Source organism: Corynebacterium phoceense (assembly GCF_900092335.1).
GTDB classification, from domain to species: Bacteria; Actinomycetota; Actinomycetes; order Mycobacteriales; family Mycobacteriaceae; genus Corynebacterium; species Corynebacterium phoceense.
The window spans coordinates 113,283-126,483 of the sequence record NZ_LT596208.1; the positions used below are offsets into that span (position 1 = coordinate 113,283).

11 protein-coding genes and 1 pseudogene are annotated in these 13,201 nt (G+C 60.2%); 6 read left to right on the forward strand and 6 right to left on the reverse strand.

What is annotated here, in order from left to right; genetic code table 11:
• Positions 1-29 precede the first annotated feature (29 nt).
• Positions 30-596 (forward strand): annotated as a pseudogene (locus BN9444_RS04715) (transposase); the annotation flags it as partial.
• Positions 597-1,138: 542 nt separating this feature from the next.
• Here the strand turns inward: BN9444_RS04715 and BN9444_RS04720 are convergent.
• From BN9444_RS04720 to BN9444_RS04730, 3 genes are read right to left on the reverse strand one after another with little or no spacing between them, the layout of a single operon-like run.
• Positions 1,139-1,960 carry an ABC transporter permease gene (locus BN9444_RS04720; protein WP_014303356.1) on the reverse strand — a complete coding sequence of 274 codons (822 nt, stop codon included), beginning with the start codon at positions 1,958-1,960 and terminating at the stop codon, positions 1,139-1,141.
• Complete coding sequence (locus BN9444_RS04725) at positions 1,953-2,714, reverse strand: ABC transporter permease (protein ID WP_014303357.1); 762 nt, start codon at positions 2,712-2,714, stop codon at positions 1,953-1,955. The genes BN9444_RS04720 and BN9444_RS04725 overlap by 8 nt, the downstream gene beginning before the upstream one ends.
• Positions 2,711-3,775 (reverse strand): ATP-binding cassette domain-containing protein, encoded by a 1,065-nt coding sequence (locus BN9444_RS04730; RefSeq protein WP_014303358.1) that lies wholly within the window; start codon positions 3,773-3,775, stop codon positions 2,711-2,713. The genes BN9444_RS04725 and BN9444_RS04730 overlap by 4 nt, the downstream gene beginning before the upstream one ends.
• A 411-nt stretch (positions 3,776-4,186) precedes the next feature.
• On the opposite strand from BN9444_RS04730, the gene BN9444_RS04735 reads away from it, so the two are divergent.
• From BN9444_RS04735 to BN9444_RS04755, 5 genes are read left to right on the forward strand one after another with little or no spacing between them, the layout of a single operon-like run.
• A complete protein-coding gene (locus tag BN9444_RS04735) occupies positions 4,187-4,816 on the forward strand; it encodes a sugar O-acetyltransferase (RefSeq protein WP_014303359.1) in 630 nt (209 codons plus the stop codon).
• Between the two features lie 7 nt (positions 4,817-4,823).
• Positions 4,824-6,041, forward strand: a complete 1,218-nt coding sequence (locus BN9444_RS04740) for a glycosyltransferase (protein ID WP_066511036.1) — start codon at positions 4,824-4,826, stop codon at positions 6,039-6,041.
• A complete protein-coding gene (locus tag BN9444_RS04745) occupies positions 6,038-6,823 on the forward strand; it encodes a thioesterase II family protein (RefSeq protein ID WP_066511039.1) in 786 nt (261 codons plus the stop codon). Before BN9444_RS04740 ends, BN9444_RS04745 begins: the two co-directional genes overlap by 4 nt.
• A 27-nt stretch (positions 6,824-6,850) precedes the next feature.
• Positions 6,851-8,617, forward strand: coding sequence for an ABC transporter ATP-binding protein (locus BN9444_RS04750; protein WP_066511042.1), 1,767 nt, complete (start codon positions 6,851-6,853; stop codon positions 8,615-8,617).
• Complete coding sequence (locus tag BN9444_RS04755) at positions 8,617-10,341, forward strand: ABC transporter ATP-binding protein (protein ID WP_014303363.1); 1,725 nt, start codon at positions 8,617-8,619, stop codon at positions 10,339-10,341. The genes BN9444_RS04750 and BN9444_RS04755 overlap by 1 nt, the downstream gene beginning before the upstream one ends.
• A 3-nt stretch (positions 10,342-10,344) precedes the next feature.
• On the opposite strand, the gene BN9444_RS04760 is transcribed toward BN9444_RS04755, so the two are convergent.
• The 3 genes from BN9444_RS04760 to BN9444_RS04770 are packed head-to-tail and all read right to left on the reverse strand — an operon-like array spanning position 10,345 to position 13,192.
• Positions 10,345-11,823 carry an ABC transporter ATP-binding protein gene (locus BN9444_RS04760; RefSeq protein WP_066511043.1) on the reverse strand — a complete coding sequence of 493 codons (1,479 nt, stop codon included), beginning with the start codon at positions 11,821-11,823 and terminating at the stop codon, positions 10,345-10,347.
• Positions 11,820-12,566 carry an energy-coupling factor transporter transmembrane component T gene (locus BN9444_RS04765; RefSeq protein ID WP_014303365.1) on the reverse strand — a complete coding sequence of 249 codons (747 nt, stop codon included), beginning with the start codon at positions 12,564-12,566 and terminating at the stop codon, positions 11,820-11,822. Before BN9444_RS04765 ends, BN9444_RS04760 begins: the two co-directional genes overlap by 4 nt.
• A complete protein-coding gene (locus BN9444_RS04770) occupies positions 12,566-13,192 on the reverse strand; it encodes an MptD family putative ECF transporter S component (RefSeq protein ID WP_014307391.1) in 627 nt (208 codons plus the stop codon). The genes BN9444_RS04765 and BN9444_RS04770 overlap by 1 nt, the downstream gene beginning before the upstream one ends.
• Positions 13,193-13,201 lie beyond the last annotated feature (9 nt).

Consider the following 13,201-nt stretch of genomic DNA (forward strand, 5'->3'; position numbering starts at 1 on the left):
TGATGTTTATTTCGCCTTGGCCTAAAGCCATCGATGCCATGCTTGCTGCCATCCACGAACAGACCGTATCCATTGCCGGCGCAGAATACGCCGAACTTGGCGTAGCAATGTCCGCCACAGATGCACTAACCAAACTCGAGCATCGTAAAGAAATCGAAGCGCAGGTACTCAAGCTGATTCAGGACATTCCGCAGACCGAGATTCTTTTATCCATGCCTGGTATCGGCCCGCGTAGCGCAGCGCAGATCCTCATGACTGTTGGCGATATGTCCGACTTCCCCGATGCAGCGCACCTAGCATCCTATGCAGGGCTATCACCGCGGACGAATCAGTCAGGAACGTCTATCATGTCGAATTCGCCTAACCGGGCTGGCAACAAAAAATTAAAGAACGCCCTATGGCAATCGTCTTTTGCATCGATCAGATTCCACGAGCGTTCCCGGCAATTCTATGAACGAAAACGCAAAGAAGGCAAAAGACACAACGCCGCAGTCGTCGCACTCGCACGCCGGCGCCTCAACGTTCTCTTCGCCATGATGCGAAACGGCGAGCTCTACCGAGACATCTCCACAGTCCAGGAGGCCGCAGCAGCCTAGAACCAACAGACCCTCACCTCAAGCCGATTGCACAGCAAGCCCAATCGGCTCCTCACCGTGCCCGAAAACAACATCCACAAGGAAAAGCAGAAACCCTTCACACCCCCCAACAAACTCACCCACGGAATTGACAAACTATATAGGAACACCTCCCTGGGCGATGGTGCAGGCGCGGAGAGCGCCGCTGTTGCCGATGCCGCGCCCAACACCGCGACGGTAGTAGAGTACCCGCTGCCGGTGCAGGAGTTTGCGGTGACCCGCTACGATTTGCCCGCCGGCACCACGGTTTCCACGCAGCTTCCCGGACCGGCCATCGCCCTGGCTACTTCTGGTGTGGTCACGGTAAACGACCTGGAGCTAGCCCCGGGCGAGGCCGCCTGGTTGCCGGTAACCGGCGGCGACACTACCCGCCTTAGCGCGGCCGCGGGTAAAGATTCGCAGCTCTTTATCGCGGCGGCGCGCCCTGCGCGGCAAGTAGCGCTACCGCGCCGCTGGGGACGCCGCCGCGCGACAAGTAGCACTGTCGCGCTAACCGGCGCTATTTACGACATGGTGGGGCGGCGGAACGCAGCTGCGGCGGCTAGCAGCACTACGGTGAGTGCTACCATCCAGGCCACGAAAGCCCAGACTGCGGTGCCGGGCTGGCCGGTGGCAAGGATTTCGGCGCTTGGCGTGCCGTCGATGGCGGCGCCGGCGCGGGCGGCGAAGGTAAGCGGATTCCACCGGGCGATGGGTTGAACCACACCAGCGAATTGCTCCACGGGCACGAGGCCGCCGTTAAGTGCCATGGCCGCCATGATGATGGGGGCCGGGCCAATGGCGGCCTCCGGGGTGGCGCACATCGCGCCCACCATGGCCGATAGCGAGGCGGCCACCACCGCGCCGAAGATGATGACTAACAGCACCCAGCCAAACCCGGCCAGCGTGTGAATACGCAGGCCAGAAGCCACGGAAGCCAGCAGCACCGCGCAGCCGGAGATAAGGCTGCGTAAGGAATCGAAACACCAGCGGCCGAAGATCTCCGGGCTGGTGCCGTAGCGCGTGGTCGCGATGCGGGTGGTGATACCGCGTTGGCGTTCCTTAATTATCTGCGCGGCGGCGGAGGTGCCATTCATCAGTTCGCTGGAAAGGATGAGCGCGATGGTAAGCGGTAACGCGTCGAGCGTGGCAGAGCCTTGCGAGGCCGCCATGAGGTCGCCAAACAGCCACCGCATGACCAGGAACATCAAAACGGGACCAGCCACGGTATTGGTAATTACCGCGCTATCGCGGCGGGCGGCGCGCAGGTGCCTTCCAAAATGCGTGGCGACAGTGGACAGCCAGGTGGTGTCGTGCGACACGGTGGCGGTGGTGTGGTTAGTCATGTTTCCTCCCCTGGAAAGCGGTGATAAAGCCCCATACGCCAACGACGGTCATGGCGATGAGCCAGCACAGTGCTTCGACTCCGCGCGCCCCCAGGGCAGCGCCACCTAGTAGGTTGCGGGCGGTGTCCAAGATGGGAGATAGCGGTACGTGCCGGATGATGGGGCCAATGCCGCCGGGCAGCGCATCCGCAGGCACGAATGCGGTGGAGAACATCACCATGACCAGCACGAGGTTTTGGAAGAGCAAGGACGCCGAGGTGGGCTTGGGGGCCAACAGGCAGGAGCCATCGATAAACGCGGAGAGGATGATGGTGAGGGCGGCGAAAAGGGCGATGGTAAGGATAATACGACCCGGTCCGGCAGCGTAGCGGGCACCGAGCAGGATCGTGGTGAGGACGACGATGCTGCACGACCACGCGGCGCGGGTGAGATCTGCCAGCAGCCGGCCGACGACCGTGGCCCAGGCGGGCGTCCCGGTGGCGCGGATGCGGTCGTGGATGCCGTTTTCGGCGTCACGCGTAATCGCCAAGGAGGAGCCCCCGGCGGCGAACACAATCGCCTGAATAACGCCGGCGGGCAGGAGGAAGGCGGCGTAATCGATGCCGAGTTCCGTCGAAGCCTTGGCGAAGGTGGCGTAAAAGATGACCATGAACAGGCTGGGTATTGCCACGGCGGAAACCATTACGGCCTTGTTGCGGACGGTGCGCAGGACATTGCGGTGCCACGAGGCAGCGACTGCTCCGAGCGCGTTCACTGGGAGCCTCCACCGGTGTGGGGAGCCTGCTGCGCGATGTCGCCGGACCCGGCGATAGCGAAGTAGACATCGTCCAAGGAGGGCGGAACCAAGGAGACGTCCGCGACCGAGGTGTCGTCGCCATCCCACAAGGCCAGCGCCCGGACTAGGGTGCGGTGGCCATCGGGCGCATCGACGCGCAATACGGTGTCCTCTTGGCGGCAGTCGATGCGGTGTTCTTGCAAGGTGTGGGTGAGGCGTGCGGCATCGTCCGGGCTAGACATCGTGATGAGGCACACCGTGGTGCCATAGCGGTCCTTGAGCTCGGCGGGGGTGCCTTCGTCGAGCACCTTGCCTCCGGCGAGCACGGCGACGCGGTCTGCGAGCTGGTCAGCTTCTTCCAGGTATTGGGTAGTAAGCAGGATCGAGGTGCCGTCGGCCGCCAGCCCGCGGACGGTATCCCACACGGAGCTGCGCGCGGCGGGGTCGAGGCCCGTGGTCGGCTCGTCGAGGAACAGCAGCGCGGGCGGGACAGTGAGGGAGGCGGCGATATCTAACCGCCGACGCATGCCGCCCGAGTATGCCGAAACCAGGCGGTCGGCGGCGCCAACCAGATCGAAGCGCTCAAGAAGTTCCGCGGCGCGGGCCTTCGCATCGCTAGCTTTAAGCCCTGCCAGGCGGCCAAAGAAGATGAGGTTTTCCTTGCCGGTAAGCTCCTCATCCACTGCGGCGTATTGCCCGGTCAGCGCGATGGAAGCGCGCACCTTGGAAGGATCCGTGGCTAAGTTGTGGCCATCGATGATGGCGGTTCCGCCCGTGGCGGGCAGCAGCGTGGAAAGGACATTGACCAAGGTTGTCTTGCCGGCACCATTGGCGCCTAGGACGGCGAGGATGCCCCCGCGCGGAATGGCGAGGGTCACACCGCGCAGGATTTCCGTTCGCTTCTTGACTTTTCCCAGGCTACATCGCAGATCTTGGACATCAAGCACCAGGTCGCGGCCTTTTGCGTGGGCGCTGGTTGAGGGGACTGCGGTGGCGCTGGGGTCACCGCTAGCGGTTGCCGTGGTGGGGTTTTCTTTCATGATTCATCCCTGGATATACGTCAATGGTCTATTAGACGGCGCACCGATTCTCCTACCGCAGAAGGAAAACCGATTATTGCCCGCGAACGATGGATTGTGGTCCACGGAGCAAGCGCCTGGGGTAGTGCCAACTAATCCTTAGAAAATGATGTATGTCTAGCGGCACCGGGTCGTGCACAGCGCCCCGCAGGAGAGGGCTGCACAGGTCGGCTGATCGGCGGCGACGCTGCAGGTTGCTGCAAAGTTGAGCATACCATAATTAGGCATGGCATGCTTGACAATTAAGTCGAAGGCCTGTAAGCTACCAAGTGTGAGCTAAGAATCTGGGTATTCCGACTAGTCAGGGTCAAACCGCGTGGCTGACCGTAATTCGTATTGTGGCTCGCGCCTCTCAAGCGCAAAGGAGTATCCATGGATTCTCGAGAGCAAATCGAAGATAAGATTCTCTGCGGTCAGCCCTTCCGCCCTATTGAGGACCCGGATCTCTATTACGAGATGATGGAGGCGGCGGAGAAGTGTCACGATCTCAACCAGCTTCGTCCACTTCAAACAGCGGAGAAGCAGGCAGTGATGGCAGACCTGCTTGGTGAACTGGGGGAGCGCTTAATGGTTTTCCTGCCATTTCATGTCCAATATGGCTCGAAAATCAAGGTCGGAGATGGCGTGACCTTCAATCGAGGAACGACGGTACTTGATATGGCCCCGGTGACATTTGGCAATGAGGTCATGGTTGGTCCATGGTGTTCCTTCTTTGCTGGCAATCACGCCTTAGACCCCGTAGAGCGGCAATACATGGTGTGTACCGGGGGTGCGATCACCATACAAGACCATGTGTGGCTTGGTGGCAATTGCACGGTAACTGCGGGTGTCACGATTGGGCATGGTGCAGTAATTGGTGCTGGCAGTGTTGTGACAAGAGATATTCCGCCCATGGTACTCGCAGCCGGTAATCCGTGCCGAGTCATTCGTGATATTGGCCCGGAAGATAAGCTCATGGGGGAGTCTTGGGTTCCTGAGTGGCCTAGTTGGATTACGGATTGAGACGGCTGTGAAAGTTCTCGCGGTCGTCCTGGGTTCTGAGGGTGATATGCTGCCATTTGCGCACCTTGGTGTCGCACTTCGAGATCGTGGCCACCAGTTTGTTTTGGCTGGGTTTAGCGAATTCGGCGGGAGTTTTCGTGCAAACGGGGTGGACTACATCGAGTTACCCGGTGATTACCGGGCGTTAATGAAGCGCCTTTTGGGCGATAGTAAAGGCATGATGGACACTGTCTTAGGTATCCGTGAGATGATATCTGAAGCCCACGTTTTCGATGTGTTAGAGCATGCCATGGATGGCGTTGACGTGGTCATGTACACCCAATTCAGTGAAGTTGCTCGGTTGTTAGGGGCTGCACGCGGAGTCCCCAGCGTTCGGGTGCAGGTTTTCCCTAGCGAACCCTGCCTCCGTTACAGCCTCGTGGATCCGCGAAAACTGGACGGCTCTGTCGGAGCTCTGGTCACCCACTGGATGTCCAATACTCTGATGGCTTGGGCGATGCGCCCAGTGATAGCGGCATGGCGCCGTAGGTTGGGGCTGCGTCAGCGAGCGCTCTCCTCTCCACCAACCACGATCTACCAATTCAGTCCCGCGTTGAGTCCGCCGGCGCCGGAATGGAAAAACCACATTCACGTCACTGGCGAGTGGCTTGACCCGCACCACAGTGAACTCGCCCTAGACCCAGCAGTCGAGGAGTTTGTGGCTGCCGGCTCGGCCCCGGTTCTGGCAAGCTTTGGGAGTATGGTCTCAGATCGCGTTTATGACCTTCAACGATGGACTCGAGACGCGTGCATCGAGCATGGTCTGCGGGCGATAATCGTCGATCCCGATCATGAGCCTGGTGTGAGAGAAGGAATCCTCACCGTCGCCCGGGTCCCGTTCGCGACTGTGCTTCCGTGGTGCCGTGCAGGCATCTGCCACGGCTCACTGGGCACCACCGGGGCGATCCTGCGCGCCGGCAAGCCGTGCCTTGCGGTTGCATTCGGTGGTGACCAACATTTCCATGCCAACGCAGTTTGTCGAAACGGTGCCGGGCCGAACTATATTGACGCCCAGCGAGGCGAACTGAGTGCCCAGTCCCTGGCCGCCGGAATTGCCGATTTGGTAAGTGGAGCATACGACTCCGCAGCCCGCAGGATGCCCGAGTTGCTTGCCACAGACCCGGGTACCGTCGCAGCAGTAGAAATCGTGCTTAATCAGTCCGACCTAGCGAAAGGCGAAAAATGACAGAAATCAGCTGCGAGGGAGTCTTTCCGTTTGTGGCCGGACATCGCACTGGAACCCTCTTGTTTTGCTTCCATCACGCAGGAGGCAGCGCTTCCGTCTATCGTGGATGGGTGGGGGTCAACCCAAGCATTGACGTGGTGCCGGTGGAGCTTCCCGGAAAGGCAACCCGTCGCCGAGAGAAATGGGTAAGCGACTTTGACAAGCTCGCCGATATGTGCGCAACCGAGATAGTAGATCTGGCGGCGGGCGCGCCGATTGCGTTGTACGGCCACTCCATGGGGGCAGCGCTGGCCTACCAGGTTGCTGCCTGCCTGCAGCAGATGCATCGGCCCACTATACCGGAAGCCGTGGTGGTGGCCGCACGGCAGGCGCCCGGAGAAACCGTGCCTGGGGAATACCACTCGTCAATGGGGTTCGGTGCGCTGCGCAGGGAGTTTGAGAAGGTAGGTGGCACACCACCTGAGATCCTTGCCAATGATGATGTGATGAAGCTGCTGCTCGCTGACATTCGTCGCGATTATGTGTTACACGAGGGCTTTCACCATGCAACCACGGTGCTTCGCTCTCCTGTGCTGGCATTGGCGGGGGATAGCGACCCAGCTGTCAGCCCAGAGATGCTTTCCCGGTGGGAAAGTTTTACCAGCGGTAGTTTTGAACTGAAGGTCCTGCCGGGTGGGCATTTCTTCCCGCTCGATACTGGAACCGAGTTCCTCGACCTGCTTGCCGGTTTTCTAGCGGGAATTACTGGGAACACTGCCTGGTTAGCGCGGAACAATGCGTGATTGTGACTGTTAAGTAAAGAGGCCCCGATGACCGAACAAAAACCACCCATTACATTTAGGCAAATATCTCAACCTGCCCACCGGCAGATCACGGTGTCGCTGCTATTGGCGGTGCTGGCGGCGGTTTTGTCGCTGGTGCCGGTAATCGTGCTGGTTGAGCTGGTGCGCACCGTAATGCTGTCCTTCCAGGGAGAGCCGATAGATGCGTCAAAGCTGTGGCTGCTAGTCGCGGCGCTCATGGTGGCCACCGTCCTACATGGACAGGTAACCGTGAAGAGCCTCCAGGTAAGCCACCAGGCCGACGGCCTTTTGGGCGAGCACTTACGCCAGCAGCAGATTACCAAGCTGGGTAGGCTCCCGCTGTCTTGGTTTACGCGGACACCTTCGGGGACTGTGAAAACCTACATCGAAGACGACGTCACCAAGATCCACCAGCTCATCGCCCACGCGCCGCACGATTATTCGGCCGGTGTACTCGTACCGCTATTGAGCCTGGGATACATGTTCGTGGTGGACTGGCGGATAGGCCTGCTGGGCCTGGTACCACTGCTGTTGGCAGTGGCCACCATGCCGTTTATGATGCGCGAGTTTCAAGAAAAGGCGGAGAAATTTAAGTCCAGCCAGAAGCAGCTAGACGCCGCCGTCGTAGAGTTGGTGCGCGGCATCCCGGTTATCAAGGTGTTTGTTCCGGAAGGCTACGACGAGAGCATTTTCCTTAGTCGTTCCCGGAGTTTTGGTGGGTTCTATCGCGAGTGGTTGCACGCCACCGTACACCCCACCGCTTTGATGAAGATCTTCACCTCCACCGGGTTTGGCCTGCTGGTGGTAGCCGCGGCCAGCCCGTGGCTCATCACGTCTGCGGGCGTACCAGTGGCCGATGTGCTGGCAGCGTTTTTGTTCATCAACAACATCGCCGCGCCTCTGCTTATGCTTTCGCGCACTAACATCATGTTTTCGGAGGCGAAGGCTGCCGCGGCGGATCTCACCGAGTTCTTCAACATCCCGGTATTGCCGCCCGCTGCTGGCGGCAGGGAGCCTGCAAACGCCGGAATTGAGTTGAAAGATTTAAGCTTCTCCTACGTGCCGGACACCCCGGTGCTTTCCGGCATTAACCAAAAACTTACCGCCGGCAGCATCACTGCGGTGGTGGGACCTTCCGGCTCGGGGAAGTCCACGTTAGCCGCGCTCATCCCCCGGCTATTAGACCCCACGGAGGGGTCGGTGCGCATTGGTGGCGTCCCTAGTACTGATCTCCGATCTGACCAGCTCTACCGTAGGGTAGGGTTCGTCTTCCAGGACCCTTACCTTATGCGGATGAGCGTGCGGGATAACATTCGCCTCGCTCACCCGGAGGCCACCGACGCAGACGTGGTTCGCGCCGCCCGCGCCGCCCAGATTCATGAGCGCATTACCCATCTGCCGCGCGGCTACGACTCGGTGGTGGGAGAGGACGCGCAGCTTTCCGGTGGCGAGCAGCAGCGGCTGGCTATTGCCCGGTCCATCTTGCTCGACGCGCCGATCCTCGTGTTGGATGAGGCCACCGCTTTTGCGGATCCGGACTCCGAGGCCGCGATCCAGCGGGCCATTACCGAGCTGGTGGCCGGGCGCACGCTAGTAGTTATCGCACACCGGCTCCACACGATCACCGGCGCTGACCGGATCCTCATGCTGGAAAACGGTGAGGTCACCGAAGCAGGCACTCACGAAGAGTTAGTGGCGGCAGGCAAGGGCTACGCCACGATGTGGGCACGCTACCAAACCGCGCAGGCGGGCATCCAAGGGGAGGAAAAATAATGATCCGCACGCTCTATTCACTGGGCAGTCCGGCTGATCGTCGCCGTCTGGTGCTGGTCCTTACGCTAATTGGGATTTCCGCGGTGGCGTTGGCCATTGGCCTTATCCTCATTGCACTGTTTTTGGACACGCTGTTTAGCGAAGATCCCGCGCAGGCCGCAGCATGGTTGCCCTGGATCATTATCTCCGTCCTCGTCTACGCCGCCGCAGACTGGCCCACTGAGGTTATTGCCCAGGACCTGGGGCATGATTACGTGCTGCGCATCCACCGGCTTATCGCCGATCGCACGGCACAGCTACCCCTGGGCTATTTTGAAGAAGATCGCGCCGGCCAGATCGGTGTTGTAGCCACCAGCGGTGCGCTGTTTGCCGCTAACGCGCCGGCAATGATGCTGCGGCCCATGCTGCACGGTGCTGCCTCGGCCGGTTTGGCTTGCGTGTTTCTCATCGCCGTGGACTGGCGGCTGGGGCTGGTTACCGTTGCAGTGGCTGCCGTGGTGTGGTTCGCCTATAACCGCCTAATGCGGCAGTACCGCGTGGCAGAGCGCCAGAAGGGCGAGCGCAACGAGCACGGCGCCGCGGAGGTGCTGGAGTTCGCCCAGGTGCAGCCGGTGCTGCGCATGGCTGGGCCGGATTCGCTGGGGGAGCGCGCCGTGCGCGCCTCGATTCGAGAGCAGCTTAGCGCCCAGCAGCACACCCAGAAGACAGGTGAGATGATCATGGGTCGTCTGGCTTTAATCATCATGGTCGGTACCGTGGTCATTGATGCCCTGGCCACCGTGCTACTTCTCAACCACTGGCTAGAAGCAGGCACCTACATTGGCGTCATTGTGTTGGTGTTCATCCTGGCTCGCGTTGCTATGTCGGGCATACCCTACGGCGAGGGCTTGGAATCCGCGCGCAATACCTTAGATGAGATCCAAAAGATCCTCGATGCGCGGGTGTTGCCGGAGCCTGCGGTTCCGGCGGCGCCACGCGACTATGGCATCGAGTTCGATGGGGTGGGCTTTGGCTACGAACCCAACACCCCAGTGGTCCGCGACGTGAGTTTCCGCGTGGCGCCCGGAACTACTACTGCGTTGGTGGGTCCCAGCGGCTGCGGCAAGAGCACCTTGCTAAAACTTGCGGCACGCTTCTATGACGTTGACCAGGGGACCATCCGTATCGGTGGTGTGGATATTCGCGATCTTGGCTCCCGGGCGGTGTTGGATTCGCTGGCTATGGTGTTCCAATACGTGTACCTCTTCGAGGACACACTGTATGAAAACATCCGCCTGGGCTGCCACAATGCAACGCGGGAGGAGGTGCTCCGCGCAGCGGAGTTGGCCGGTGTCACCGAGATTGCCCGGCAGCTGCCGCAGGGGTTTGACACCCTGATTAGCGAGGGCGGGCAGAATCTCTCCGGTGGTGAGCGTCAGCGTGTCTCCATCGCTCGTGCGCTACTGAAGGACGCGCGGATCGTGCTGCTTGATGAGGCGACTAGCTCTCTAGACGTGCAGAATGAGCACCTTGTGATGCGCGGTATGAAAACGCTTTCTGCCGAGCGCACCATCGTCGTCATTGCGCACCGGCTGCACACCATCCGCGACGCGGACCAGATTGTGATGATGAGTCCCTCCGGCACCGTGGAGTCTATCGGCAACCACGAGGAACTCATGGAGAGTTCCCCACGCTACCGCAGCTTCTGGGGTGAAAAGAGCGACGCCACCAGCTGGAAGCTGTAGGGACTAGCTGTCGCGGCCGCGTAGATACCGCACCGTGCGCGCCAGTGCGAGATCATCGCACGGTTCGCAGGCGGTAAGGCGGCCTTTTTCCACGCGCAGGAGAAGATCGCAGCACCGCGCCACCAGCTCCATGTCATGGGTTACTACCAAAACGGTCTTGCCCTGCCGGGCTAGGGCGTCTAGCAGGTGGGCCACCCGGTGCATGCGGCACAGGTCCAGCCCGCTGGTGGGTTCATCGAAGACGATTACCTCGCGCTCACTTAGGACTGCTGAGGCGATGGCCACGCGCTGGCGTTCGCCGCCCGAAAGCGACATCGGGTGCCGGGCCCGCTTGTCCGCGAGATCAAGTGCACCAAGCACCTCGGTAAGGCGCGCTTCGTTTTTCCCATCCGGTCCACTGGTGCCGATGATTACGTCGGACTCCACGCTCTCCCCGAAAAGCTGGTGGTTTACGTCCTGCATTACTAAATAGGACTGGCGCAGGCGCTGCCGGGGACCCGAGAGCGAGCGGTTATTGATGTCCACCACGCCGGTGGCCTTAGATTCCAGGCCAGTCAGAACGCGCACAAAGGTAGATTTTCCGGCCCCGTTGCGTCCTACCACGCCGATGACTTGTCCTTGCGGCAACTCCGTGTGGCTGATGCTCAGGGATGGCTCTGTAGCCTTGGGGTAGGTGAACTGTAGCTTTTTGAGCACCATCGTGCCACTTGAAGGGCGTGGCTCGCGGGTCACCTCGGGGACCTGCTGCGCTGAGCGCAAGCCCATGCGGTACAGTTCGGCCTTGTCTAGGGTGCGAAACTCCGAGCCGCTGAGATCATGAGCGATCTGCCCGTCCTGCATAACCAGCACTCGGTCCACGATGTCAACTAGGTAGGAAAGCCGATGCTCAGCGATCAGGACGGTGCGGCCCTGTGTCTTCCACTGCGCGACGATGCGGCGCAGCTCATCGACGGCGGCGAGGTCGAGATTTGATGATGGTTCGTCTAGTAGTAGTACCTGTGGGTGCATCGCGGCCACTGAAGCGCATGCTATTTTTTGTTTCTGGCCGCCGGAAAGTGTGAACAGGTGCCGGTCGAGGAGATGAACCATGCCGAAATCTGCGGAAAGTTCCCCAATACGCTGTCGAATCTCGTTGGGCGCCACGCCGAGGTTTTCGCAGCCAAAGGCGAGTTCGCTGGCTACTTCCAGCGTGAAAAATTGCGACTTGGGGTTTTGGAACACTGAGCCTACGCGTTCGGCGATGTCGTGTGGGTGGGCATGAGTGATGTCTTCGTCGTCCAGCAGCACCTCCCCCGAAATCTGGGCGTCGCAGAACGTGTGCGCCACGCCGTTTATCAGGCGTAGCAGGCTGGACTTACCGCAGCCTGATTCGCCACACACTAGAATTAGTTCGCCCTTCGCCACGGTGAGATTTACGTGGTGCAGCACCGGCTCCGCTGTGTTTTGACCATAGGATAGTGACACATCGTGCAGCTTTATCACGGCAGCATCACTATATTTACCAGTAGTAGGATCAGGGACACGACGAGCACGCTTATGACTATTGCGTCGCCTACGCGGAAGCCTATCTCGCACAGCGTGGTTCGTCGGCGAGGCGAGCCCAATCCGCGGGTCACTGCAGACATAGCCAGCTCGTTGCCGATGCTCACAACGGACGCCAACAGTGGCACAAAGCGGTATTCGAGCATAGCGATCGGGTTGCGCAGGCCCGAGATGCCACGCATCTGCATGGCGGTGCGGATATCGCGGTATTCCTCGAGAATCGTCGGGAAGAACCGGAACATGATGGACGTGGGGATGGTCAGGGCGTCGGGGCTCCGCATGCGCTGCATCGCGGCCATGAATTCGCTGGCCGAGACGGTGCGTAGTAGGTACCAGCAGCACGTGATGCCAGGGAGGATGAGCGAAAGCCCTGCGAACCACGTAGCGCACACGTCCACGATGATGTGGCGCTCGGGCAGGGCCTGTACCACCACCGCAGGAAAGCCGGCGAGCACCGCGAAGGTGAGTGCGTATCGCAGTGCAGCGGCCACCATGCCGGAGGCGAGGAAAAGTGCCCCGGGAACGGCAATGAGCATCCACCGGGCGGTGCTGCCCAGCGCCCCACTGGACCCGGCCGGTGAGATGAGCACCGAGGACACCACGAGGATGACCAGCACCGTGGTGCGTGGGTCCAGATGGAGTCCCGCTGTGTGCGTGCCTGATCCGGGCAAAGTGGGCGACATCAGGCGATTCCTGCTCGCTGGAAGTGCTTGGTGAAGATGCGCCGGCCGAGGATCCCGCCGAGGATCCCGCATACGAAGGTTACTATCACAATGATGAGGAATAGCCAAGTCATCTGGCCAATAGAGGTGAGGCCATCCGCGAAACTAGCACCATATTTGGTCTGCATGCCGCTGCTCTCTATGTAGCGCCGAGTGGTGAAGAAAAGCGGAATATATGATGCGGTGGGTGACACTGCTATAAAGGCATAGGCGATCACACTGTGTATTGCGCTCGTATACTTGCCGGCGCGCAAAATTAACTCGGCAAACACGGCCATGACCAAGCTGAGCAGCAGTGGCCATATGCCTAAACCAAGCAGCAGGCTGGCGAGGCCGCTGAGAAGAAGGAATATGAAGACCATGCCGGGCTTGTGCACCTTGGCCAAGAACAGCATCATCGGGATGCCCAGGATGAGGGCCTGAACGCTGGTGATCATCACGTAGGTGATGGGGGTGATGCCGATGAAGGCGATGACCACGCCGGCTACCAAGTTGATGACGAAGAAGATGCCGATGTTCATCAGGTCGGTGATGTTCAGCCGTCCTGCTTTTGCATCTTTCGGGGTGGTGTGGGGAGTACTGGGCATGATGTTTCC